General features: G+C 61.5%; 19 protein-coding genes and 1 tRNA gene. 5 read left to right on the forward strand and 15 right to left on the reverse strand.

The window, feature by feature from the left end:
• Positions 1–18: 18 nt before the first annotated feature.
• The 5 genes from ABLE38_RS08215 to ABLE38_RS08235 all read right to left on the reverse strand — a co-directional run bounded on the left by ABLE38_RS08215 (position 19) and on the right by ABLE38_RS08235 (position 4,897).
• Positions 19–1,800: a DEAD/DEAH box helicase gene (locus ABLE38_RS08215; RefSeq protein WP_348973668.1), complete on the reverse strand. Its 1,782-nt coding sequence runs from the start codon at positions 1,798–1,800 to the stop codon at positions 19–21.
• Positions 1,790–3,301, reverse strand: coding sequence for a hypothetical protein (locus ABLE38_RS08220; protein WP_348973669.1), 1,512 nt, complete (start codon positions 3,299–3,301; stop codon positions 1,790–1,792). The genes ABLE38_RS08215 and ABLE38_RS08220 overlap by 11 nt, the downstream gene beginning before the upstream one ends.
• Positions 3,298–4,008 carry a sigma factor-like helix-turn-helix DNA-binding protein gene (locus tag ABLE38_RS08225; protein WP_348973670.1) on the reverse strand — a complete coding sequence of 237 codons (711 nt, stop codon included), beginning with the start codon at positions 4,006–4,008 and terminating at the stop codon, positions 3,298–3,300. Before ABLE38_RS08225 ends, ABLE38_RS08220 begins: the two co-directional genes overlap by 4 nt.
• Before the next feature lie 122 nt (positions 4,009–4,130).
• Positions 4,131–4,523, reverse strand: a complete 393-nt coding sequence (locus ABLE38_RS08230) for an XRE family transcriptional regulator (protein WP_348973671.1) — start codon at positions 4,521–4,523, stop codon at positions 4,131–4,133.
• The gene (locus ABLE38_RS08235) at positions 4,523–4,897 is read right to left on the reverse strand and encodes a type II toxin-antitoxin system RelE/ParE family toxin (RefSeq protein WP_348973672.1); all 375 of its coding nucleotides are present in this window, start codon (positions 4,895–4,897) and stop codon (positions 4,523–4,525) included. The genes ABLE38_RS08230 and ABLE38_RS08235 overlap by 1 nt, the downstream gene beginning before the upstream one ends.
• A gap of 120 nt (positions 4,898–5,017) precedes the next feature.
• Here ABLE38_RS08235 and ABLE38_RS08240 point away from each other — a divergent pair, with 120 nt between their 5' ends.
• Positions 5,018–5,614, forward strand: a complete 597-nt coding sequence (locus ABLE38_RS08240) for a plasmid pRiA4b ORF-3 family protein (RefSeq protein WP_348973673.1) — start codon at positions 5,018–5,020, stop codon at positions 5,612–5,614.
• Between the two features lie 23 nt (positions 5,615–5,637).
• On the opposite strand, the gene ABLE38_RS08245 is transcribed toward ABLE38_RS08240, so the two are convergent.
• A complete protein-coding gene (locus ABLE38_RS08245) occupies positions 5,638–6,516 on the reverse strand; it encodes an HNH endonuclease signature motif containing protein (protein ID WP_348973674.1) in 879 nt (292 codons plus the stop codon).
• A 169-nt stretch (positions 6,517–6,685) separates the two neighbouring features.
• Here ABLE38_RS08245 and ABLE38_RS08250 point away from each other — a divergent pair, with 169 nt between their 5' ends.
• The gene (locus ABLE38_RS08250) at positions 6,686–7,444 is read left to right on the forward strand and encodes a hypothetical protein (RefSeq protein ID WP_348973675.1); all 759 of its coding nucleotides are present in this window, start codon (positions 6,686–6,688) and stop codon (positions 7,442–7,444) included.
• The gene (locus ABLE38_RS08255; RefSeq protein ID WP_348973676.1) at positions 7,435–9,510 is read left to right on the forward strand and encodes a hypothetical protein; all 2,076 of its coding nucleotides are present in this window, start codon (positions 7,435–7,437) and stop codon (positions 9,508–9,510) included. Before ABLE38_RS08250 ends, ABLE38_RS08255 begins: the two co-directional genes overlap by 10 nt.
• A gap of 82 nt (positions 9,511–9,592) precedes the next feature.
• Here the strand turns inward: ABLE38_RS08255 and ABLE38_RS08260 are convergent, their stop codons facing one another.
• Positions 9,593–10,903 (reverse strand): HipA domain-containing protein, encoded by a 1,311-nt coding sequence (locus ABLE38_RS08260; protein WP_348973677.1) that lies wholly within the window; start codon positions 10,901–10,903, stop codon positions 9,593–9,595.
• Positions 10,893–11,231, reverse strand: a complete 339-nt coding sequence (locus ABLE38_RS08265; RefSeq protein WP_348973678.1) for a helix-turn-helix transcriptional regulator — start codon at positions 11,229–11,231, stop codon at positions 10,893–10,895. Before ABLE38_RS08265 ends, ABLE38_RS08260 begins: the two co-directional genes overlap by 11 nt.
• 320 nt (positions 11,232–11,551) lie before the next feature.
• On the opposite strand from ABLE38_RS08265, the gene ABLE38_RS08270 reads away from it, so the two are divergent.
• Entirely contained in the window at positions 11,552–12,814 is a 1,263-nt protein-coding gene (locus ABLE38_RS08270) for a HEPN-associated N-terminal domain-containing protein (protein WP_348973679.1), read from the forward strand.
• A gap of 12 nt (positions 12,815–12,826) precedes the next feature.
• Here ABLE38_RS08270 and ABLE38_RS08275 read toward each other — a convergent pair whose 3' ends face one another.
• The 7 genes from ABLE38_RS08275 to ABLE38_RS08305 form a co-directional block, all read right to left on the reverse strand.
• Positions 12,827–13,975, reverse strand: a complete 1,149-nt coding sequence (locus ABLE38_RS08275; RefSeq protein ID WP_348973680.1) for a reverse transcriptase family protein — start codon at positions 13,973–13,975, stop codon at positions 12,827–12,829.
• 173 nt (positions 13,976–14,148) lie between these two features.
• Positions 14,149–15,363 carry a hypothetical protein gene (locus ABLE38_RS08280; protein ID WP_348973681.1) on the reverse strand — a complete coding sequence of 405 codons (1,215 nt, stop codon included), beginning with the start codon at positions 15,361–15,363 and terminating at the stop codon, positions 14,149–14,151.
• A gap of 719 nt (positions 15,364–16,082) precedes the next feature.
• Complete coding sequence (gene rtcA / locus ABLE38_RS08285) at positions 16,083–17,108, reverse strand: RNA 3'-terminal phosphate cyclase (protein ID WP_348973682.1); 1,026 nt, start codon at positions 17,106–17,108, stop codon at positions 16,083–16,085.
• Positions 17,105–17,914 (reverse strand): nucleotidyltransferase domain-containing protein, encoded by an 810-nt coding sequence (locus ABLE38_RS08290; RefSeq protein ID WP_348973683.1) that lies wholly within the window; start codon positions 17,912–17,914, stop codon positions 17,105–17,107. Before ABLE38_RS08290 ends, rtcA begins: the two co-directional genes overlap by 4 nt.
• Positions 17,915–18,014: 100 nt before the next feature.
• On the reverse strand, positions 18,015–19,241 hold the full coding sequence (locus ABLE38_RS08295; protein ID WP_348973684.1) for an RtcB family protein: 1,227 nt from the start codon (positions 19,239–19,241) through the stop codon (positions 18,015–18,017).
• A gap of 604 nt (positions 19,242–19,845) precedes the next feature.
• Positions 19,846–21,396, reverse strand: coding sequence for an RNA-binding protein (locus ABLE38_RS08300; RefSeq protein WP_348973685.1), 1,551 nt, complete (start codon positions 21,394–21,396; stop codon positions 19,846–19,848).
• A gap of 17 nt (positions 21,397–21,413) precedes the next feature.
• Positions 21,414–21,491 (reverse strand) — tRNA-Pro (locus ABLE38_RS08305).
• Positions 21,492–21,750: 259 nt separating this feature from the next.
• Between ABLE38_RS08305 and rtcR the strand changes: the two genes are divergently transcribed.
• The gene (gene rtcR / locus ABLE38_RS08310) at positions 21,751–23,343 is read left to right on the forward strand and encodes an RNA repair transcriptional activator RtcR (protein WP_348973686.1); all 1,593 of its coding nucleotides are present in this window, start codon (positions 21,751–21,753) and stop codon (positions 23,341–23,343) included.
• The last annotated feature ends 60 nt before the right edge of the window (positions 23,344–23,403 follow it).

Below are 23,403 nucleotides of genomic sequence, written 5' to 3' on the forward strand. Positions count from 1 at the left end.
TGTATTCCGTCGTCCTGATCAGCGACTGGCTGCGTTCGCGGAAAACAGCGCTATGGCGGCCTTGGCTTCGCCCAGGAAAGTATCCCGAGTGACCGGCTGTGATACGACGTCACCCAGAAGGGACTGGGAGGCAGCCTCTTTGGCAATCAGCCGCTCATATTCCTGAGTCTCGATGGTCTTATCGCCAAGCAGTACCAAATATTCGACATCGCGGGTCTGACCGCGGCGGTGGATACGATCCAGACTCTGCAAATAATGCGCGGCCTGGTTCGATAACGATTCATAGATGGCGATGCGAGCGCGGTGTAAGGTTAAACCCGCGCCGGCGGCCGCGGGGTTGGCCACCAGGATCATCGAGCAATCATCGTCCTGGAAACGGCGTACCGTATCGCGGCGCGTATCGACGTCGCTGACTTCGCCGTCGTAGCGCATCGCACCATGTCGTGCGTACCGCTCGACAATGCGGCTGACCGATTTCGTGTAGAACGACCAGATGACAATCTTCTCGCCGGCGGCCACCAGCTGGTCAACTAGAGCATCGAGGGCTGCGAGTTTGGCGGGGGTTTCTTGATATTCCGGGAAGATCGCGCTCGGATTTGAGCACAGCTGCAGAAGCGCCGATCGGCGCGCCAGGAAGTTGGCGAACTCGCGTCCGAATTGCCGCTCGTCGGTCTTCTCCACATCGGCGACCAAGTCATTCAGCAGCTGGCCGTACAGGCGCCCCTGCTCAGGTGCGAGCGGGACGAAGATGCGCTGGAAGGACTTGGAAGGAAGATCGGGAAGCACCTGAGCTTTGAGATGACGAATGAACAGCCCGCGCTTCTCGATTACCTCCTGCACCACTGGTGCGGCCTCGGTTCGATCTTGCGGAACATCTACGCCGTCAAAAGCCAAACCGAAATCGACCAGGCTGAACTGCTGAACAAGGTCACGCGGGCTATTCGGTGCTGGAGTTCCGCATAGGACGAAAGCTCGCCCGCACCATTCACGCAGCCGGCGAATGGCGCGGGTTCGCTGGGCATCGAGCGATTTGATGAAAAAAGACTCATCGACCGCCAGAACCGTTCGTCCCGGCCGGCTTCGTAGTAATGCCGTGAGTTCTACCTCCATGCTCAAAGCTGTCTCGAAGTTGGTGACGATGACGTCGGGATCTTCTTGTAGGATACGACGCTTCTCGCGTGCTGAACCAGAAACGATCGCAACACGGTAGAGGTCGGGTCGAAAACGAGCTATATCCTTGGGCCACTCAGGCACCATACTCTTCGGCGCGATGATCAGCACACGGTCGGCCTCATTGCGGCTCGCCAGAAGGTCGAAGGCAAAAATAAGGGTGACCGTCTTGCCAGCGCCCTGCTCATCGAACACGCATAAGCCGAGTCCACCTTTCGCCGTCATCGCTGCGACATTCACCACCTGATGGGCGTCGAGAATGTTGAGGCCATCGCTATCAGCAATCTCGTGTCTGGCGGCGATGGGACCGGCTGCCTTTAGTCGATGTAGCGCTTCAACATTCGCATGGAAGGTTTCGCCAGCGGTAACGCGGTTTGCGACAAATTGGCGAGCCTCTGATGTCCAACGCAGATCGATGCCATCAATCTGGTCAAGCTGCCCTGCGAGTGGGAACGGAATGAAGATGCCACTTGCCGACCGCCGCAGCGGCATGTCGCCGGCGTGGCGCTTGAGGCGGGTCAACAGGTCGGCGCTCCGCTCGCGCTCGCGGATCCCCAGATACAATCCGTCGAGCGCGTCGCCGACCCGGACATCTGCAACGATCCGAGCCATGTTCGAATTACCCAGCATCCCCCGCCTCATCGCCTGGCTCGACATAACCTTCGACGAGTTTTAGCGCCTGGTAGAGCCGCGCCAGGTTCTCATGCGACAAGGCATCGGGAGGACCGGGCCGGAAAATCTTGACGGGGGCATTCTCTAGCCAGTTGACGAAAATCTCGACGCGCTTGTTCGCGCCCACCTTGCGTTCGATCTCGCGCGACGCCTTGGCCATCGCGATCGCGGTCTCGACCTTAACCTGGGCCTCTTTGCCCTTAAGGTCAGCGGCTTCACGTAGATACAGCATCGCGTCATCGTCATTATAGACCGATTTCAACTCACGGATCTGCGCCCAGTTTTTGAATTTGTCATCATAGAGCAAATCATAGACAAGAGCCTTGAAGCCTTCGTCATCATTCAAGGTCTGGAGAATACCATTCCTCCGGCCCTTCCCAATTTCTTCAAAGTACTGGAAGTATTTTTCGGCCTTGTGCTTGACGGCAAATTTGTCCTTTGCGCGTTCCACAACATGATAATCTTCGAACTCATCGGCGAGCTCGACCATATTGATGTAACGCGTGACCCGATCCGTCTTGATCGCGAATCGGCGAGCGATCGTCCGACGTAGCTCCGTCTGGCGCGCCGGGGACGGGTTGGCGCGCCCTTCCAGTGAGAGCAGGCTCTGCCAAAAGGTATAAACCTTTCGAGCTTTCACGTATTCTGGCCAGTCCTGCTTGTAGTCCGGTTCGAAGTTGAGCGACACAATCACCGCCTCGCGATCGTCATCCGTCGCATGCTCGGTCAGTTGCCAAACCTGAAGCCATTCAGCGCGCATTTTCTGGTCGGCATCGAAGTCAGAGCTGTTCAAAATGTAGTAGCAGGCAGTGACGCGACGATTTCCGTCGAGCAGATTACCTTCTTGATCGATAATTGGCGGCTTGCGCACGCCGTTCGTTGCTACGCTTCGCGCGAGCTCGCTGATCTCAAACTGATCGTCTTCGGTGACTCCAGGCAAACTCATTTTGCCCAGCATGATCGACAGCAACTCTTCGGCGTTGGGCTGGCGACCATGGGCCTGCTGGAACTGGTTCAAGTGGATATCGATGCGCTGGTTCTCACCCCAGAGCTGAATGTCGCGCGTGCGTACAAAGCCCTCACGAACCGCAACGCTGCGCTCATGGAAAACCGGGGTGGGTAGCACCGGCCGCGGCGCAATCCCATTGTGCTCAACCAACTCCACGCGCTGCGCCGATTGCACCGGCTGCTGCCGCAGTGCAACGCGCGCCGATTCGATGCGGTCGATCAGAGCCTCGAGATCGGTCGTGAACTGCTCCGTCACGGCCTGATCCCCACGGTCAGCCGCCCGCTCGCGGATCTTCGTCAGGATCCTGCCAAGCAGCTGCCGCGCTTCCTCTGGCGCAAGCGGCGTATCAAGCCCGGCCTGAAGAATGTCACGAACGACGTCGCCCACATCGGCAGAAACGTGCTCCGCCGCGGCGATCAACGCGCGAAATTCATGGGAGATATCGTTCATTGGTCGGTGTCCTCATCGGCATCGAAGGTTGTGTCATTGTCGGGGTTGGTCGGAAGCGCTTCGATCTCGATACCCTCGGCGCGGGCGGCGGTGCGCAGCCGATCGAGACCGCGTGACATCAACGAGCGCGCGGCGCTGCGTGAAATGCCAAGGGTGTCGGCAACCACTTCTGACGATAGATCGGGTTCGCCAGCTTCAACGGCATCGATGATCAGTTCGACAACATCTCGAACCTGACCATGGCCAACCGACGCTAGGAGACGCCGTGCTGTAACGATGGCCTGGGCTCGGCGGTGTTCCGCCAGCGTATCAATCTCTTCCCGCTCTTGAGGGTGAAGCTCTGCCGGACCAGGCAGCGCCAGATCCTCGGTCAGTTCGCGCACCGACTTGTAGTTCGTGTTCCATCGATCGGTTGCGATATTGTCCACGGCCTTCCACAACCAGGCCCCCAGGTTCCCGACCTTGCGCCCACCTGACACGGCCGCGAAGGAAGATTCGACCGCCTCGGCAACACAGTCATCGATCTCGGCAGCTGGCAGTTTCGGCCATTTTTTGTGCACCCGGACCTTCAGACCTGCGAGATATCCGCTGACGTGGAGCGCTTCGACCATCGCCAGCGCATCTTTGGCGGTCGCCGCGACCTGGGCCGCGGCGACCAGCGCGCTCGCGCGCTGCGCCAAATCAGGTCGAAATGGATCGTTGCTCAACCTAGTGTCGCCCTGCTGGATCGGCAGTGTGTCGATCCTCTAGATGTTAGTCTGGAGGCGAAACAGGTTGGGAGCCACCGCGATCGGAAAAGCGATGGTCGGCCGGGCGATAATGGACAAAATCAGCGGGTGCTGACCGCCTTGATGCGCTTGCGCCGAGACACGGTTGTCGCGCGGCGCGCAACCCGGGGAGCGCCGGTGATCACATCCCCAAGCCGTTCGATGCGAACGGGTTCGCGCGACGGCAGGCGGACGATGAGGTCGAGTTGCCCACCGATTGCTTCGACATAACTTTTGAGCGTCGAAAGATACATGTCGGTTTGCTTTTCAATCTTCGAAACCGAAGGCTGCTTGATCTTCAGTGCCGAGGCAATGTCGGCCTGCGCCATGCCAGCGACCCGGCGCAATTCACCCAGACTCTCGACTTCATCCTTCAGCTCGAGGAAGCGCGCCTCGACCCGCTCCCGGCGATCCTGCGGAAGCGCCGCGACAATGTCGCCAAGCTTGCGGCCCATCACTTCGCATCCTTCTTCTTCGCGGCCGTCAAGCGATCCAGATGCGCCTGATAGCGCTTGTCGGCCGTCCGGATCAGCGTCTTGTAAAAGCGCTTCTCGCTGCCCCCCGACTTGTCGCCGGCGACCAGCAGGATGGCCTCCCTGCGCGGATCGAATGCAAAGGCGATACGCCACACGCCATCCGCAGCGTCGAAGCGCAGTTCCTTCATATTCGAGAACGATGAGTCATTGAGCGTATCGACATGCGGGCGCCCGAGCTGGGGGCCAAAAGCCTCCAGGAGCTTCGCTGCCGCAAGCACCCCATCCTGGACCGCCTCCGGCAATACATCGAATTCGCCATCAAACTCGTCGCCGAGAGAGACTTCCCAGCTCATACATAGCTCCCAGGCTATTTTTGTCAAGTTTTCTGCCTGACTGTATGTCTGACAACGAAACAGGCGGCCGCGACGCGGGCTGGCATTGCGGTAACGGCGCCTCCGCGGCATGCGTTGGAAATGCTCGACTTCCCGCCGCTAATCGCCCGCATCGAAGTGCAAATCCTTCATATAGCGCCCCCGATCACGCGAACCTTCGAACTGCCTTTCAGCTATACCCTGTCGGCGTTGCACCACATTTTGCAAACCGCGTTCGGGTGGAAGGACCAGCATCTGCACCGGTTCGAAATTGGCGGGCTCAATTACGGTCCGCCCGACCCGGAACAGGATGACGGAAGCCGCCGGACGTTCAATTCGAGCACGGTTCGGCTCGAGGATTTTGCGTTGCGCTATGGGGAGCCGATCGTCTTCCTGTATGAATATGATTTCGGTGATCGCTGGGTTCACGCGATATCGCTGAACGTTGCAGTGCGCGACGCTGCGGCGCGCTATCCGCGATGCACGGGCGGCAGCCGCGCGGGGCCGCCTGAGAACAGCGGCGGCGCGGAAGGCTATGCGAAATTACTTGACGCCTGGGGAACACCGGGAAATCCAGACCATAAGGAAACGCGCAAATGGGCCGGCCGCCGTTTCGATCCCGAACGCTTCGATCTCTCCAAGACCGACGAGGCTGTCCAAGAAATATGCCGGGTGCTGAGACTCAGAGATGAGAGTTAAGAACCTCCGCGTCGGGCGGACGCTCAGGGGATGAAGACACTGGCGCGATGATGCTGAAAATAGGGACGCGCCCGAGGCTGCATCGGCGACGGTGGCGGCCTTCGCCCTGAGTGCAGCCCAAGCCTGGTGGCATTGTCATCGCTCAGTTTGGAGGAAAACAGCAGCCGCCCGTCATCCTCAAACCCGAGCAGCCCCCGGTCGAACAGAAAGTCCGCATGGGGGGTGAGCATCAGGCCATTGAAGCCATCGAGCCGTTCATGCGCGGTCTGGCACGCCCGCCAGGGCTTGATGTGACTGGCGATCAGCAAGGTTGGTATCGCGACGCCGGTGACGCGGCAAATCGGTTCGACATCGAGCACGCGCTCGCGAAATAATCCCTGCCCGCGACGCGCACGCGAGAGTTGCTCCCGAACCGTCTGATCGAGTGTCCCATCCTGCTGAATGCGCTCTTCGACAATGTCGTCGAGAGCGGTACCAAAATCTCTAGCGGTCACCACTGCAGGAAATGAGCGGCCATCGAGTCGTACGTTAGCCGCTTCGAGCACAAGATCGATAACCGCGCGATCTACTGCGGCGAGATAGGCCTTCTGATTGCCGTTTCCGGTCTTCGCTTGAATTGGTGAATAGGTTGCCGGCAACAGCGGCGCCAGCCGATCAAGGATTGCTTTGGGGCTAACTGCGAGCGGCACGTCGATCCAATGGATGGGCAGCAGCCAGCCCGTGTCACTCCAATAAGTCCCGATTGATCCGAACTCGGTCGGTTTAGGCGCGCTGATTGCGAAATCAGCGACAATTCCAATGCGACCGACACGACCATCAGCATATGACAGAACCAGATCGCCTGGCCCCGCGCGACGCATGTTATCGTAAAACTGGCTGCGCGCACCATTGGCTTCGGTCACTGGCGACCAAAGATAGCCGCCATCGACTTCCTGGCGCACCGTTTGCGCATGGTTGACCCACCAACATTGCATCGCTCTTCATCATCGCTCGTATCATTCAGCGTTGGCAAGACTTGGGCATTAGGAGAGGTGCGGTTGCCCCACGACAACGCATGCCTATGCTGAATGGATGACGAGCGATCAGTTTCGAACCTTCGTGCACAGCGCGCCGCCGCTCGCTGGCCAACTCGGCTTGACGCATGTCACCGACTGCGCGCGTCTCGCCAGTCTGGTGCAGTCAGAGAAACTTGAGCCGCGCATGTGCGACGTGTTCGGCGAGAAGCTAATCTATCTGTTCTACGGCCGGCCCGCTTACCGCCGGGCATGGGACGGCGAGGCAACCTCTAATCTCGATTACGCGCGGATTTGCCTGATATTGCGCGACGAAGTGGTTTCTCAAGCGCACCGCGTTTTGCCGTTCGATAGCGGAGGATTCGCTCGCTACGCGAGCGCGTTCCACGACAGTCTCGAACTGGGCGACTTCGAAGTCGAAAAAGGCGACCATCCACTTCAGATAATCGGCGCCTTCTACGAATCGCTCGAACGCTACTGGACAATGGAGCCGATCCAGCCGCGCAGCTTCCCTGTCACGCAGAATGTCGTGCGCTCCTACTATCAGCTGATCACCGGTGGTCTTGCAGAAAAATTCGATGATCGCTGCGCGGCGATCGAGGTACAACTCGCCGACACCCTACCGCTTGCGGACCAGGTGCTTGCTTTAATCGGACCCAACCAGATTTTCGACGATCCCAAGGTTAAGGCACTGGTCGCGGCCTGGGGTGCGGAACCGCGCGGCTACCGCCTCACCCATATGTTCAACCCGGCCGAAACTGCCGGCAGATTGTTCAGCGAGGTTGAGCGATTCCTGGAGGATCGCAAATGGCTCTGAGCCCGATCACCCAGGCGCGGGCCATCGCGCTGTTCAACCCCACGCCCGGCCAGCCGGGTTTTCTGCAGCCTTTACTGGCCGGTCCCCAGGGCGACAATCAAAGCTATATCCAGATCGTCTCAGAGGACGGTCTTGTCGCAGGTTTCATGGCGGTACCTTGGCCCGAGCGCGACGTCGTCCTGCTGTCTGAAGAGCAGCCGATCGAAGTTGGGGCCGATAGCATTTGGGCGTTCGCATTTCCTGGGGAGGCGCCGCGAGTGCTGCATTGGGCGGCATTCCGCGAGGCAATGGGTACGCGCATCGCGCAAGGCGCCCTGGCGGATCATCCGCTATTGCAGTTCGACCTGGTCGACACCCTCAATCTCGCGCAAGCTAAACGCGAAACGTACCGACGCGCGTTTGATAGCTATCGAGAAATCGATCGCTCTAGCGCTGACCACTGGCGCGATCGGGCAATCCTTGAGCCGGCGCTACTGAGAGCACTGGCAGGTAAGCCAGGCGAGAATATCAACGAATTAGGGGACCTGTCACCGCATCCAAGATTAATGCTCCGTGCGCGCTTGCAAGATGATCATGTGGTAGTGACTGTGCCAGAGTTCGCGACCGGACTCGCAGCAAGGCTGAGCGACGCCTATCGCCAGCTCGCTAGCGACCTTCCCGAATTGTTTCCCCGCGACATGACCGTCCATCTGGAGGAACACCGGTCACCGGTCGCGAACCGGCACAAGCCGGCAACCATGACAGTCGTGCTAGTTGGGCGCGTTCAGGCTGGGCTGATCGACCGTGAACGCTGGAGCACTTTGGGCGTAGATGTTGTGGGCGCAGACCACTTCCGGCCGACGCGCGGCCGCGCGCCACACGCTTCGCTAACGATATTGCTGGCGGTGCAGACGGAATGGCGAGAACTTGTCGAGGTTGGTAGTCGATTAGACGAGCGCACCACATTGCTCGTATCGTTATCGACATCGGCGATGCCTTTGATCCGTGATCTGGAATTTCAGTCCAAGACGAGCTTACCAACGATCAGCTTCTTCGCGCCGTTCGCGACCAGCACCGTGCGCGGACGGGATCCGGTGCAGTTGATCGCGCCCCTGATCGACATTTTCATCCGCCATCGAGGTGAAAAGTATCCTTCTCACATTTTCGGGCTGGCCCCGCATCGCCTGCTGATGCGCGAACCAGTTCGCATGGGGCAGGACATCACAACGATTTCTTGCCGGCTCGCGGCGCGCGCGATCAGGGCAGGCGCGGTTCTCCATGGCCACGGCGAGCTATATGGGCAAAGCATCCCGGAGACAGTGGCCGCACAAAGCGGATACCTTCTGGCGCCACTGTTCGATTTGACGGAGCCGCTCGGAGGCCGGCATCTCGACAAGCGCCAGCCGGCATTATTGCTGCTGGTCGAGCGGACCCATCGTTATGAGACGGGCGAGAACCACTACCGCACCCTGATGGATGCGCTCGGGTCGCTGCTAGAGCTACGGGGCTGGGAAGTGTCGGAGCGCCACGAACGCTATCTAACAATTGGTACTAGTGACCGGCGATTCAACATCACGTTGGTCGATAGCGGCCACCACGGACCCGAGGAGGATCCGGCAGCACCGACGCCCGGCCTTGGCCGCGCTCCGCTAGTCGTCGTCCACGTTCAGCCGCGGCGCGAGGATCTGCTGATCGGCAATCGCGGCCAATTCCTGCACATCGCGATGGAGGACATTGCGCGAATGGTGCCGGGAACAGGTTGGATCTGGCCGGTGTTGCGGCGCCATCTTCTTGAGAGAGCGGCACGACCGACATTAGCAGCCCTACGGCTCAGCGCCGCGTTGGTGGTTGAGGCAATTCACACCGGTCGCGCATACCCCCATGATTTCAGTTGGGGAGAGATCGAGGCAACCTTCGGCGAGCAGGATCCTGAGCGTTTCGTCGATTTCTTTGGGGCCGGTATTCAAGGCGGACAGGCGTTACTCCGGGCGAGCATTAAGGACTCACAGGCGCCTAATGGGCGTCGACAGGTCTTGCTCGAACTTGGGATCGACGAAGAGGGCCCCTTCGTTGCCGAGCAGTATTAAGCGGCACCTGACTAGCCGATAGCATCTCCACGCAGAACGCAGAGATTAGTTCACGATCGAGCCTCCGATCATCGCGTTAGGTTTAGACTTGGGCGCGGATCGTTGCGGCGCGCTCCGCGAGTACCGCCGCCGGCCCTTCAAGCTCGTAGAAGGCAAATGGATTGAGGAATTGCCGTCCCCAGAACAGCGCTCTATCCACCTGCCCTAGGTTCGCCTCGTCGCACAGCGAGAGCCATTGCGCGCCAATAGTCTCGATCTGCTTAGACACGATCGCGATTGCTTGGTCAGACGTCATATGGAATTCGCCGGCGGCAGCTAGACAGGTGGCAATCTGGCTCGAGCGTTGCTGGCCAACAATCAGCATTGCTTGGCTGGCTTCCTGTCCGGCTCGGGCCTGTGGGCAAATGTCGTAGGCGGGCGTGAGAGCGAGCTGCGCCCCATCCCAAAAAGCGGCGTGGTTGCGCGCATGATCGTCGACATTGCCAACCAGGATGTTGAACGTTAGCCGCGCGAACAGCTCGTGCAGAGTCGCGGTCGGATCGATGAAGCGGAAGCGTATTTTTTCGGCAAGGTCCTGATAGCTGGCGTAGCGCGCCTGCATCTCGTCGAGCTCGAGGATGGTGAGAGCCGAGACCATCGCCCGCCGGTGCCAGTCATTCTCTGTCGGCACGCGATCAAACCGCTCGACTAAAAGCACATCCTTGCCCGCAGCATGGATCAGCCGGACCGGCGCGACTGATAGCCCAGCGAGCGCGGCTAGGCGCATCGCGATATATTCACCCTTCACGACCGAATAGGTGTCGCCGCTGCTGGAGAATTTAGCGACGTATTTACGCGACCCGTCCGTGAGCAGCGCCTTTGGACGGGCACCACCGATCGAACTGCCATGATGCAGGGCCTGATCGAGCTCCGGAGTGAGCGGCAGGTTCTTCTCAACCTTCTCCGCAGAGGCGAGCAGCTCCTCGACCGTCGCGTGCCTGCCGCCGCGTGGGGCATACGTGGTTGCAGACGTCTGGAAATCCAGTGCGCCGATTCGATCCGAGCCAGATTCGAGCAGGAAGACCAGCTCGTCCAGCTCAAGCCCATCAAGGTCGTCGCCTTTGACCCCGAAGGCCCTGTTGAGAATGACACGCCTTCCCCACGCGTCAGGGGCGCCGTCGCGGATCGCGCTCGCCATCGCGAGCGTACCGAGGGGCGCGATGGGTTCGCCTACGAGCGGGAGTTCCGGCATATAAAGCGGAATGGCGTCGGTCCGCTCGCGATACGAACGACCATAAATGAACTGGATACGCTCGCCATTGGGTACCAGCCGGCCAGCAACTACTGGCTTCGTGGCCTCGGGCAGCCAGGTCCAGACAAAGGCCTCGCGCGGATGTGGCAGCTTAGAAGTCATCGCTGATGCTCATCTGCTTCGGCCGCACGCGGCTAGGAAGTAGTGCCAGGCGCTTACCCGCTTCGTCGAGCCGCATCGACACGCCGTGCGTGTCCTCTTCGAACAGCGGAATGCCGAGGATGGCACAAGCCTCGAAGGCAAGTCCCAGTTCGACCTTCGGATCACCCTGTTCGAGCCGCTGCAAGGTGCTGCGGTCGATACCGAGCCGGTCCGCCATTTCTTGCGCGGTCATCTTTCGCGACTTGCGCTCAAGCTGCACAAGCGCGCCAAGGAGCTCTACCGCGGCAATTGTATAGCGTGCGTAGCTGCGCTTCTTTGATGCAGGCATTTGCGGGACCCATCCAGCGTTAAGTGGTTTAATGCGTGATGCATCCAGCAAATATACCTCCAGATACCCATTGTCAATGAATGTGCTGCATGCATCCAGCACTAAAGGCATTAATGCTGGATGCATCCAACAATCGCTTTTATCGCGCAGCTTTCGCTGTTGCCGGCAGGGAAGGCCTCAAGCCGATCGATTTTTGCAATTATCGCGCATCTGAAATGCGCGACAATTTATGGGCCAGGCGCTAGATCGACACCTGCTTTCTCGAAGCGATCGATGCATGGCAGCGTGCATCGCGTCGACTATCCGGCTATCTCACGCGTTTGACGGGCAGTACCAATGACGAGTCTAATTCCTTCATTCTCGCATTAGTCGATGAGATACCAATGGGAAGTTTGAAAGACACGCTGCTCGACGCCGAGACCTTCACGTCACACCCAGACCGCTTCGTTTCGGCCGAGTGTTTCGAGGACCCCTTCCTCCAACGGCTGATCACCGCGAACCTGGTGTCGAGGGTCTGCACCTATTCTGGCAGGAGAGCGCGCAAGCCTATAGCTGCGCCGCTGGATCTCGTCGTAACGCACATCCTCTCTAGTCTTGAATGTCACTACGACGATGCGGCCAATGGGGTGGCTTGGGAAGGTGGATATGTCGGCGACATGACGCTGGATACCTATGACCTGGTCGACGAGACGGTGACGTTTGCCGACGATGCGAGCGACACATTGCGCTTCGATATCGTAAATGCGCTACCCCAGCGCGACTGGAGCAAGATCGATCCCTATGGGCCGCGCGAGCGTGATGTGCTGTCGTGGAGCTGGAACGATTTTACCGAAACGGTGAAGCATGTCCGCCGATACTTCTTCGAGCGGCATCTCACATCGACCGATTGGCGAGAGGAGACCGTCTCGCCTTCGCAGCTGCTCAGTGAGGTTTTGAGCAATTGCGAGGCCACCGGAATGATAAGGGCGTTGCCGGCAGGTCAGCGTTATTTCCGGTGTCGTTCGCGCAAGAAGGGCGAGCGCTACATCCACCCCATCGATCTCGGGCCCCCGCCGGCGGTGAAGGCGTCGCAGAGCCGCATGAGCCCGGCAGGCATTCCGATGTTCTACGGCGCGCGTGAGAGGAAAACGGCTCGCGCCGAGATCCTCGAAGCGGGCCAGCGCTACGCAATCGCCGAGTTTCGAACCACTCGGCCCATCAGGATCCTCGACCTGACGATGTCTCCTCGCGTGAGTATCTTCGATCCACACAACGGCCATCTCAACGAGTGGGCACACTTCATGGGTGCGTTCGTGCGGGATTTCCAGCGCCCAGTGGCGCACGACGGCGCGGAGCATGTCGACTATGTGCCGACCCAAGTGGTGAGCGAATATATCCGCTCTTGGCCGCGCAAGGGCGGGCAGATCGATGGCGTCGCCTACCGAAGTGTAAAGAGGCCAGGTGGGCAATGCGTGGTGTTGTTCATCGATGCGAGCGAGGTCGAACCCGCAATCGACCCGCGTGAAGCACCCGCCGGTACGAAGATGCTTGCGATGCGAGTGGTGACGAATCGTGGCAAATACGCTGGCGAGCGGGGCGCCTGAGCACCCTTGCCGTCAACCGGATGGCTCACTCCAACCGAGGGCAGTGAGCGCAGTCGAAAGGCGGAGCGCCATGGCATCGCCGAACGGCCCGTCGACGGCCTTGGCGTGCGCGATCAATCCGCCAATATGACGCACCATGCCCCATATCGATGCGAAGTGGCGCGACGCAGCGTGCTCTGCCAGCCCGAACGTCTCGATCCCTCGAACATGTCCCTCAAGCCGCGCTCGATACTCGCGCGAGAGCCGCACTTGGCTGCCATCGACGAGAAGCCCGAGCACCAGCTTTCGCGCGCCGGGCGGCGCGATAGTGATCTTCTTCCGGTGCAGACGATGCCCGAAGGATGCAAATATCCGAGTGATATCGTTGAGGAGGTCGCGGATTTCCCGCCGCGTGATGTCGTCACTGGTCGAGAAAACGACGTCGTCGGAATACCGCGTATAGACTAGACCCTGGCTGCGCGCGAGCGATGCGAGAAGGTCGTCCATCGGCTCGCTGACCAGGTTCGAGAGCATCGGGCTGGTTGGGGCGCCCTGTGGCAAATGGCCGAGACGATCGTCGCTATAAGCAGTGATTTCCGTTGGGCCATGAACGCGGCGCGACTGCCATCTCGGCGGGATGCTCGCATAGGCTGAATGCACGCGGGTACAAATCCTTGCGAGCTCGAACGCGATCAGAGGTTGATAGCCGCACGAACGAAATATCGAATAGACTCGATCCTCCGAAATGCTCTCGAAGAAGTCGTGAATATCGAATTTGAACAGCCATCTCGCGCCAATGTGGCGGCTCGCGCATTTCAAGGGCGAGGCGCCGCGCGCATAGGCCATACTGCAGATGTGAACCGGGCGGTTCGCCAAAACCTGGCGCGCGATCCAGCGCTGCACGCTCAACAGCTGCGGCTCTGGAGATGCGATCAAGCGGCTGCCGCCAGTCTTCTTGCGGATGGTGAACGGCGTATAGCCATCCTCGCTGCGGGAAACGATCGCCCTCAGATATTTGTAGTCGGCGCCGGTGATGTGAGCGAGATGGCGCAGCGTCAGAATAGCCGGCACGCCATTGCGCTCTACGCGTTCAGCCTGGGCGAGAACGTGCTGAATGGTCTGGGACGAAAGACCCGCCGCCAGAGCGTTGGCACGATATTGGTGGGGCGAAGCGCCAATCATCTACTTTGGTCACCCCCGTGACGACGACAAGCGAGACGGCTCGAGACATCGAGAGAGGAAGTCTCGCTTGTCGCCGGCGCGAATGGCGGCTGATTTTTCCAGCCGAATGCGACGCATTCGGCCGCCGGTTTCCCGGATGGACGCCGACGGTCACCCGCCGGCAACGCTAGGTGTCAACGCCCCGCCCTCAATTGCCGAGGATAGTAGGGCTCGTCACTGCCATTCAATAGGAAATCGTCGCCGGGCAACGTGATCTTCTTGGCGTGCTGCAATTCAGCACGGCCACGATCGGTCAAATGGAAGCTGCGGTCGATCAACTTGAAGGTTGTGCAAAGGTCGGCGGCGCGGCGGACTGCGGGCAGAGATAACCCTGTCAGCTGCGCAACCAAATGCCGATCCCGGGGGCGGCGTGCGATCGCTGCGAGCACCAGCATCATGTCCTGTGTGTCTTGAGACCGCAATTGGCTCCAATCGATCAGCGATAGTCGCGGCTGCTGCAACTGCCGTACCGCCGAGGCTCGCTGCCGATCACGGTCTGTCAGACTGAAGAGTGCGCGAACGTCGTCGGGAATACCTTTGTCTAGGAAAAATGGTGCCCAACCCGGGTGGCCGGCGCGAAACATCTGCCATAAGATCACCGGCAGATTGTTGGGAGCACTGTGCGAGAAGGCAAGCAGGCCACCCGTGTCACCGTAGCCGAGCGGCGAGGTTTGAATGGCGGTTGAGGCATAGGTCGTACATAATCTCTTGATGCGCTGGATCTGATCCTCGTCCCACTTCCGGGTCCCGATCGTCGGGCACATCGTATGGACGTGGACGTGTTCCTCGCCGAACGTGCGTTGCAGGTTCCGAAACGCCAGCGGCGTGGCCGCATAACAGGCCACATGATATTCGATGCGCTGGTAGGAGAGCCAGCTGCGCAAGGTTGGATGCGCCTTGAAGCCGCGGTAGAAGGTCTTGATCCTGCCTCCCGAGCCCGAAAAATCATCGACCAGCAAGATGGTGCGGCATCTCGCGCCGCGCATATTCTTGAGGCTCGGCGCTTCGACAAAGGGCTGTTTGACGCCAGCAGCGCGGCGAACGCCATTTAACATCGCCGCGACGATAGCCTCGCTGCCCGGAAAAGACTGAGGCAGCAGGAGACGCGCGGGCGCATCGCGCCCGTGCTGAAAATAACGCTGGCCGGGAGCGAGCTCGCGTACCGGCACGAGGGCGATCGGATTTGGGAGGCTGTCGGCAAGCGATTCGATCAGCCCGGACAGGCCGATCTGCAACGCGTCCTGTCCAACGAGCTCAATACTGTCGAGCAACAGCGCGGCACTCTCGCGCTCGGCGACATCGAAGTTGCCGAGCCAGTTCAGGCCGCGGGGCGTATCGCTCAGGAGCAACCCAATCCTCTAACGTTGCTTTTGGACGGAGAAACCGAAGGCTAAGATGATACCCTCCGGCAAGCTTTCGGCCAGTATTTTGTGCGTTGTCCTACTGCACGAGCCTCGTCCCAGTAGATCGCTATCGGCGATCCGGAACGGATGCCGTCGATCGGTAACCCTCGCGATTGCAGATTTCTTGGTTCAGGAAGTTCGGCAAAGAATGTGTCGGGATGAGGGTGAAGTGAGGCTCGAGCATAACGTCCACTCACGTCCAGCCTTATCCACGAATCCAGAGTGTGCTATTGATAGTTACGGCGATCTTTAAGTCGACGATTTTGCTCGCAAAATCAGCGGCTTAGCTGCCCAGCTAGAAAGCTCTTCTGGGCTTCAATAGGAAGCCCGTTGCGCGTCCGATTAACGCAGGTGAGAAGGTCCTCGCCGAGACTGAGCGTCGGACGCTTTGCCAAATTCCAGCCTAAGCCGATGCAACGCTCAAAGCGATCGTTACTTCCCAAATAATCCCACCTCTAGCGGTGGGAAAAGTGGCGGGTAGTCCAAGACATTCAGATGATTTTCCACGTTAAAACAATGGGTTGCTAGGGAACTGGAAATCCCTCCCGCTCCGCCATTTCGCCTGCTTCAGGGTCCGTCAAAACTCTTCCGGATTACTATAAACCCTGCAGAGAGCCGGGACCCTCCACCCTCATCGGATTTCACTCGAAGAGCGGGCAGAGGAATCAGGCGTCGCGCCTTCGTCGCACCAAATGGCATCCGTTCGACTGCTGTTCGAATACCCAGCGCTGGCCCGTAAAGCGCTCGATGGTGTCGCGCGCGGTCAATGCATGCTGGCTCGGCTTCACCGTAGTGAAGCTGCCACCACCCGCCAGTGCGAAAGGCAGTAGGAGCTGGTCCGCCAGATAGGGTCCCGCGAACGCATCGGAAGCCAGGAACCCGGCCATGCGATGCGCTGCCGTCTTGGCGAGCGATTCCGCCGACAGGCCCAATTTACCGAAACCCGTGAAAATCTCGGTGGCATGCTCGAACATCGCCTCGAGCAACAACACGTTGCCCGGGCCCTGTTCCTCCGGAAGCTGCCGCGCGGCAAACGCATCTTCCGGCCAGTCGGGAAGCAGTTTGCGCACCGTCGCAATCTCGCGCTCGGCGATGTTGGGTGCCAGCGCCGCGAACAATGCCGTGCCGGACACGGACCGAAGCGCGCCACGATCGAGGCAGTCGATCGGCGCCAGCGTGCCCGGCACGATATCCACCTCTATCCGCCCTCCCCCACGCGGATAGAAGCCGTGACGGACGAGCCGCATCTCGATATTCGCGCCCATGCGACGTATCACCGGCACGAACGCCTTCGCCATGAAGTCGAACGGCGGGGCGAGCATGTTGTGGGTCCCGCCTTCGAGGACGAGCCGCGAGGGGCCGCCGGCCAGCAGCAGCGGCATCAGCAGGGTCTGGAAGACCAGACCGGTGCTGCCCGCCGTGCCCACCGCGAAATGATATTCGCCGGGCGCGACGCGGCCGGGCGTGAAGGTGAAGTCGGACGCGCCGACCGCTACACCTTCGCAGATGGCGCCACCGATCGCGCACGCCGCCTCGATCGCCGTGACGTGCTGGCGCATCAGCCCCGGCTTCTCGCGCTTGCCGCGCGCATTGGTGATGCGGAACGGCTGCCCGGTGACGAGCGACAGCGCGCAGCTATTGCGCACTACCTGCCCGCCGCCTTCGCCTTCCGATCCATCGATGATGATCATGTGTTTACCAGTTCACGAAAAAGTTGATCCGAGCGATCGACGAAACGATCGCGCAATTTGCGCGCCGGGAGCTCGGCCGCTTGGCCGAGCTCGTCGCGGATCAGTGCATCGATCGCGGACAGCCGGGCCCCGTTCGCACGTTCGTTGGTGCGGGCCTTTGCCTCGACCAGCGCATCGATCTGCTCGACCAGCACGGCCGGCAGATCGCTGGCCGCAACCAGTGCCTGCAGGTTCATCGGCGGACGCGATGCCGGGCTCAGCCGGATTGTCCGGATCGCCAGCGCCGGGCGCAGTGCGTAGAAATACTTCTTCACCGGCACCGGATCCCCACCATAGAGCCACCGATCCGCGGCCAACTTGCCCGATCGCGCATAGTGATACGCAATCGCGCGCGGATTGAGCAGATCGTCCGCAAGGCGCCTCAGCCGGCCGACAAAGCGGTCGTCGGGCCGGTAGCGGATCGGCGATTCGATCCACTCGCTCACCACCGCGTTGGACTTGAGCAGCAGGGTAAGCGCCTTGCGCACGTCCCAACCATTCAGATCGATTTCGTCCTCGATGGGCGTCTCGATCACGTCGCGGCCCGGTGCGAGCGAGAGATACCAGTCGCGCGGCCGGACATAGAGGAAGCGCACATCATAGTCGCTGTCGGGCGAGGGAAACCCCCAGGCGCGCGAACCGGATTCGACCGCGAGCAGCAGGCGCACGCCATTGTCCGCCTCGATCCTGTCGAGCCGAGCCTTGATCTCCTGCCGGACAGCTGGAGGGATGGTCCTGTCAGCCTTGGTCGTCATTTCTCTTCTCATCAAACCGACGGGGTGCGCCGCACGCCCGTTGTCGGGCGGCGACGCATCCTCTCGGCCCTTTCGGGGAAATCGGCGGTGTGCGCCAAAGGCTGACGAGAGCTTAGCCCTTCACGCACACCACCTGCTTGAGCGTATGGACGATCTCGACCAGGTCGGCCTGCGCCGCCATCACGGCCTCGATCGGCTTGTACGCCTTCGGCGTCTCGTCGATCACGCCTTCGTCCTTGCGGCACGCGACGCCCGCGGTATCGCGGATATGCTCGTCGAGCGTCACCAGCTTCTTCGCCGCGGTACGGGACATCACGCGCCCCGCGCCATGGCTGCAGCTGTCGAACGATTCGGCATTGCCCAACCCACGGACGATGAACGACTTGGCGCCCATCGAGCCGGGAATGATGCCCAGCACGCCCTTCGCCGCGCGGACTGCGCCCTTGCGGGTGACCAGCACGTTCTCACCGAAGTGGTTCTCGCGCTGGACATAGTTGTGGTGGCAGTTGACCGCCTCCAGCTCCGCATCGAACGGCTTGGCGATCTGCCCCCTGAGCGCACGGATGACATTGGTCATCATCATCCGCCGGTTCAGCGCCGCGAAGTCCTGCGCCCAGCCGACCGCCTCGACATAGTCGTCGAAATGGTCGGTCCCTTCCGGGAAATAGGCTAGGTTCTCGTCGGGCAGGTTGATGTGCCACTTGCGCATATCCTGCTTCGCCAGCTCGATAAAATAGCTGCCGATCGCGTTGCCGATGCCGCGCGAACCCGAATGCAGCATCACCCACACGCGCTGCTCCTGGTCGAGGCACAGCTCGATGAAGTGGTTGCCCGTGCCGAGCGTGCCCAGATGCACCAGGTTGTTGGTGTTCCTGAGCTTCGGATATTTCTCGACGATCCGATCGAAGCGCTGGGCAAGTGTAGCCCAGGCTTCGACGATCGCCGCGGGCGGATCGCCCCATGAGCCCTTGTCACGCTTGCCCCGGCCCACGTCGCGGCCGTGCGGCACCGCCTGCTCGATCGCGGAGCGGATGCCCTCGAGAGTGTCGGGCAGGTCGCTCGCCGCCAGCGAGGTGCGCGCCGCCATCATGCCGCAGCCGATATCGACGCCCACCGCCGCCGGGATCACCGCGCCCTTGGTCGGAATCACCGAACCGACAGTCGCGCCGATGCCAATATGGACATCGGGCATGGCGGCCACGTGCTTGAACACGAACGGCATCTGCGCCGCGCGTGCAAGCTGGGCGCGCGCACCGTCCTCGACCGGCACGCCGCGGGTCCACATCTTGATCGGCACGCCACCTTCGACATGCTGGAAATCATACAAAGCCTCGGTCATCCCGACCTCCCTCAAACGCGATCATGGTGCCGGCGACGATAATTGGCGAGACATCCCGGGCGAGCCCGGGGGCGGGGTCGAACCGCCTCGGCCTTTCGGCCTTACCGATGTAGTCCCACCGGCATTCGCCAGCGTTTCATTTGTCCTGTGCCGGCGACGATCGATGGCGAGACATTTTTTGCTGAGCTATCCGGTTACCCGGAGGCGGAGTTGAACCGCCGACCTCCCGCCTCTCAGCGAGTGCTCTACCCTGTAGTCCCGCTGGCATTCGCCAGCTTGAAATGGGTCACGGCGACGAGAATGAGAAAGACACCCCTAAGGGCCGGTGCTCTACCAGACTGAGCTACTGCCCTTGCGGGGCAGGCGGGATTCGAACCCGCGACAGCCGCATTATCAATGTAGTCCTTCCCGGCATTCGCCGTGATGTTCATGTCGGGCCGTGGCGACAAGAGTGACGAGAACGTCCTTGAGCTACCGCTGCAACGGGGGGACTCGAACCCCATCTCCCGTTCGGCATCGCTGCTTCCTGGGCGCTCTACTCTGGACTTTCGGGTTTCCCCTTGGAGCAATGTAATCCCGTCGGCATTCGCCACGGCCCTGTTCGTCAGACCTCCGTCTGCTTGACGATGTCCACCCATTCGCGCGTCTCGCCGGAGACGAAGCGCGCGATGGTGTCGAACACCGCGTCGGAGAAACCTCCGACATTGAGTATGTCCGCCCGGCCCTGCGGCGCCTGGCTGGTGCCGTAGGGCTGGATGTCGACGCACACGAGCTTGGCGCCCGGGTTGCGGTTCTTCAGCCGCTCCCATTCGCGCATCGTCGCGGTCGCGCCGGCCCGGGTGGCATCCACCCAGGACTCGTTGTCCGAAACGATCACGACCAGGTCGACCTGCGCCCGCTCCGCATTGAGCAGGGCGAGCGGCGCCGAGACCTTGGTCCCGCCCCCGCCGACCGCCGCCAGCTTCGCCGCATTGACGGCGAGGCGGGCTTGTGCGTCCAGCTTCAGCTTCACCACCGCCTGCTCGAACGGCAGGACGCGGGTGTCGCGGTTGGTGCGCAGCATCGCCGCCGCGACCAGCGCCGCGACATCGATGCACCGCGCCTTCGACGAGGCGCCCTTGCGGTACCCCGTCGCCGGAGAGCCCATTGAGCCCGACACGTCAGGACAGACGACCACACGCCCCGGCACCGTCGGCACGCGGACGAGCGACTGCTCGAGCGCATCCTCCAGCGCCGCCTGCACCTTGAGCGGCACGCCCTCGCCGGCCTGCCCCAACGCCACCATCAGCTGATAGGGCATGGGCCGGACCTTCGCGAGCGCATCGCCGTCGGCGAGCCGCGCGGCAACCGCATCGGTGACCCCCGCCACATCGAACGCGCCGCCCCGCGCCAGCGTGTTGAGGTTCATCCGCAGCGCCTGCCACCCGATCCGCGTGGACAGCTCCGCCCAGTTCTCCGCGGTCAGCGGAAACGCGGTAAGCCACTCGAACGGCACCGCCGGCAACGGCAGCGACCGATCGACCTTCCACGCTTCGAACGCAGCGATCTCGGCAGGCAGCGCGGCAACGTCATAAGGACGCCCGATCAGCCAGCCATAGAAAGCCCGCCGCGTCGCATCGGCGGGTTTGGGGTGAACCATGCGGACGATATCCGCCAGGCTCGGATCCCTGCCCGTCGCCGCAGCCATCAGTTGCGGCATCGATGCCTGCTCCAGCCAGCGCTGGACCAACCGCTTCGGCCGCGAGCCGAGCGACGAGCGCCCCACCTGACCCGAGCGCATGATCTGCACGAAATTGCGCAGCATGCGGCCGTTGTCGATCACGCGGTTGAACACCGCGACCGCAAGATCGGGATCGGCGACCGTCAGCCAGGCCGCCAGCAGGGACGGCATGTCCTTCATCGCGCCCGATTGCCGGGAATAGATGGCTGCCTGCGCTACGAAGTACGGATCGCAGGCGCGCGCCGCCTCGAGTACGTCCGACAGCTGCGTCTCCGCAGCGCCGTAGAAGCCGTCGGCCAGCGTGCCGGTTGCCGCGACCTGGGCGAGCTTGTGCTCGGGCCCATAGGTATAGGCCGGCGCTCCCTCCCGGTTCCGCGTGTCCGCGGCCGGCATCAGCTTTGCGATCGCCGAAGCGAACAGTCCCTTGTTGGCCATCGTCCAACTCCCTCAACTGGTCAGGGCGGCAGGATTTGAACCTGCGACCTCCCGCTCCCAAGGCGGGCGCTCTGCGCAGCCTGAGCTACGCCCTGTGAATTTCCTCGGGGGCGGCCAGCCCATTCCGGCCGCCCCGCGTTCCGCCGCCGGGTCAGGATGTTCGACCGCCCTGTCCGACGCCGATGTATTTCGCAGGAGGCGTGCCAGTTTAGCGAACCGGCTCGCGCAATTCTTATAACTTACTGATTATCAGTGATTTTATTTCCGGCGCTGGTAGGATTATGACCCGTGGGGAAGTAGAGTGCCCGCAAATATCCTATCGCTGTAGATCGAGATTTATCCTACAGGATAAGCATGAAACCTCTCACCGTTATCGGATTCCTCGGATCGACGCTGGACGCGAGCAAGTTCGGCCCATCGCGCTGGAACAAGTGGCGCCCCTCGGTCGCGCTCACCATGCACGAGGATCTGCGCGTCGATCGCTTCATCCTGCTCCATGGCGCGCCGCACAGCCGCCTCGCCGACTATGTCGCCGAGGATATCCAGTCGGTATCGCCCGAGACGCGGGTCGATCTGCGCCGGCTCGACTTCAGCGATCCGTGGGACTTCGAGGAAGTGTACGGCAAGCTGCTCGATTTCGCCCGCGCCGAGCCCTTCGATCCCGATGCCGAGGACTATCTGGTCCACATCACCACCGGCACGCATGTCGCGCAGATCTGCCTCTTCCTGCTCACCGAGGCGCGCTATCTGCCCGGGCGGTTGCTCCAGACCCAGCCGGCCAAGCGCGCCGAGGACGGCGGCGCGCCCGGACGCTGGACGGCAATCGACCTCGATCTCTCCCGCTACGACAGCATCGCCACGCGCTTCGCCGTGGCAGCAGAGGAGAGCACCTCGTTCCTCAAGTCTGGCATCGCGACACAGAGCGTTACCTTCAACCGGATGATCGACGAGATCGAGCAGGTCGCGCACCGCTCAAAGGCGCCGATCCTGCTGATGGGCCCGACCGGGGCGGGCAAGAGCCAGCTTGCGCGTCGCATCTACGAACTGAAGCGCCTCAAGCACCAGATCGCGGGGTCCTTCGTCGAAGTGAACTGCGCGACCCTGAAGGGCGACAGCGCGATGTCCGCGCTGTTCGGACACCGCAAAGGCGCCTTCACCGGCGCGGTCGCCGACCGGCCTGGACTGCTGCGCGCTGCGGACGGGGGCATGTTGTTCCTGGACGAGATCGGTGAGCTGGGGCTCGACGAGCAGGCGATGATCTTGCGCGCGATCGAGGACAAGCGCTTCCTGCCCGTGGGCTCGGACAGGGAAGCCGCGTCGGAGTTCCAGCTGATCGCGGGCACCAATCGCGACCTGGGCGAGGCGGTGGCGGCGGGCACCTTCCGCGACGACCTCTACGCGCGCCTCAACCTGTGGACGTTCCAGTTGCCCGGCCTCGCCGAGCGGCGCGAGGATATCGAACCCAATCTCGATTATGAGCTGGACCGCTTTGCCGAGCGCGAAGGCGATCGTGCGAGCTTCAACAAGGAAGCGCGCCAGCGCTATCTCGCCTTCGCGACCAGCCCGGACGCGACTTGGCCAGGCAATTTCCGCGACCTCGCGGCCAGCGTCACCCGCATGGCGACCCTCAGCCCAAAAGGTCGCATCGACATGGAGTGCGTCGAGGCCGAGATCGGACGCCTGAAGCGCCTGTGGTCCGGCCGACGCGACGACGGCGCTGACGTGCTGGCGGAAGTCCTTGCGCCCGAGGCTCTGGCAGAAATCGATCCCTTTGATCGCGTCCAGCTGGCCGAGACCATTCGGGTCTGCCGGAAGAGCCGCTCGCTTTCGGAAGCCGGGCGCACGCTCTTCGCGGCCTCGCGTACCCGTCGGACGTCGGCGAACGATGCCGATCGGCTACGCAAATATCTCGCGCGGTTCGGACTGGATTGGTCCGGACTGGCATAGTCTTTCCGCGCCAGCCAAACCGCCGGGCGCCTCAACCGGAGTCTCGCAACTCCGCCCTTG

Origin of the sequence: Sphingomonas sp. KR3-1 (assembly GCF_040049295.1) — a bacterium.
Lineage (GTDB): Bacteria > Pseudomonadota > Alphaproteobacteria > Sphingomonadales > Sphingomonadaceae > Sphingomonas.

Coding starts and splice junctions, on each gene's coding strand:
- ABLE38_RS08215 (WP_348973668.1), bottom strand. CDS start 1,800: ATGCTGGGTAATTCGAACATGGCTCGGATCGTTGCAGATGTCCGGGTC.
- ABLE38_RS08220 (WP_348973669.1), bottom strand. CDS start 3,301: ATGAACGATATCTCCCATGAATTTCGCGCGTTGATCGCCGCGGCGGAG.
- ABLE38_RS08230 (WP_348973671.1), bottom strand. CDS start 4,523: ATGGGCCGCAAGCTTGGCGACATTGTCGCGGCGCTTCCGCAGGATCGC.
- ABLE38_RS08235 (WP_348973672.1), bottom strand. CDS start 4,897: ATGAGCTGGGAAGTCTCTCTCGGCGACGAGTTTGATGGCGAATTCGAT.
- ABLE38_RS08240 (WP_348973673.1), top strand. CDS start 5,018: ATGCTCGACTTCCCGCCGCTAATCGCCCGCATCGAAGTGCAAATCCTT.
- ABLE38_RS08250 (WP_348973675.1), top strand. CDS start 6,686: ATGACGAGCGATCAGTTTCGAACCTTCGTGCACAGCGCGCCGCCGCTC.
- ABLE38_RS08255 (WP_348973676.1), top strand. CDS start 7,435: ATGGCTCTGAGCCCGATCACCCAGGCGCGGGCCATCGCGCTGTTCAAC.
- ABLE38_RS08260 (WP_348973677.1), bottom strand. CDS start 10,903: ATGACTTCTAAGCTGCCACATCCGCGCGAGGCCTTTGTCTGGACCTGG.
- ABLE38_RS08265 (WP_348973678.1), bottom strand. CDS start 11,231: ATGCCTGCATCAAAGAAGCGCAGCTACGCACGCTATACAATTGCCGCG.
- ABLE38_RS08275 (WP_348973680.1), bottom strand. CDS start 13,975: ATGATTGGCGCTTCGCCCCACCAATATCGTGCCAACGCTCTGGCGGCG.
- rtcA (WP_348973682.1), bottom strand. CDS start 17,108: ATGATCATCATCGATGGATCGGAAGGCGAAGGCGGCGGGCAGGTAGTG.
- ABLE38_RS08290 (WP_348973683.1), bottom strand. CDS start 17,914: ATGAGAAGAGAAATGACGACCAAGGCTGACAGGACCATCCCTCCAGCT.
- ABLE38_RS08295 (WP_348973684.1), bottom strand. CDS start 19,241: ATGACCGAGGCTTTGTATGATTTCCAGCATGTCGAAGGTGGCGTGCCG.
- ABLE38_RS08300 (WP_348973685.1), bottom strand. CDS start 21,396: ATGGCCAACAAGGGACTGTTCGCTTCGGCGATCGCAAAGCTGATGCCG.
- rtcR (WP_348973686.1), top strand. CDS start 21,751: ATGAAACCTCTCACCGTTATCGGATTCCTCGGATCGACGCTGGACGCG.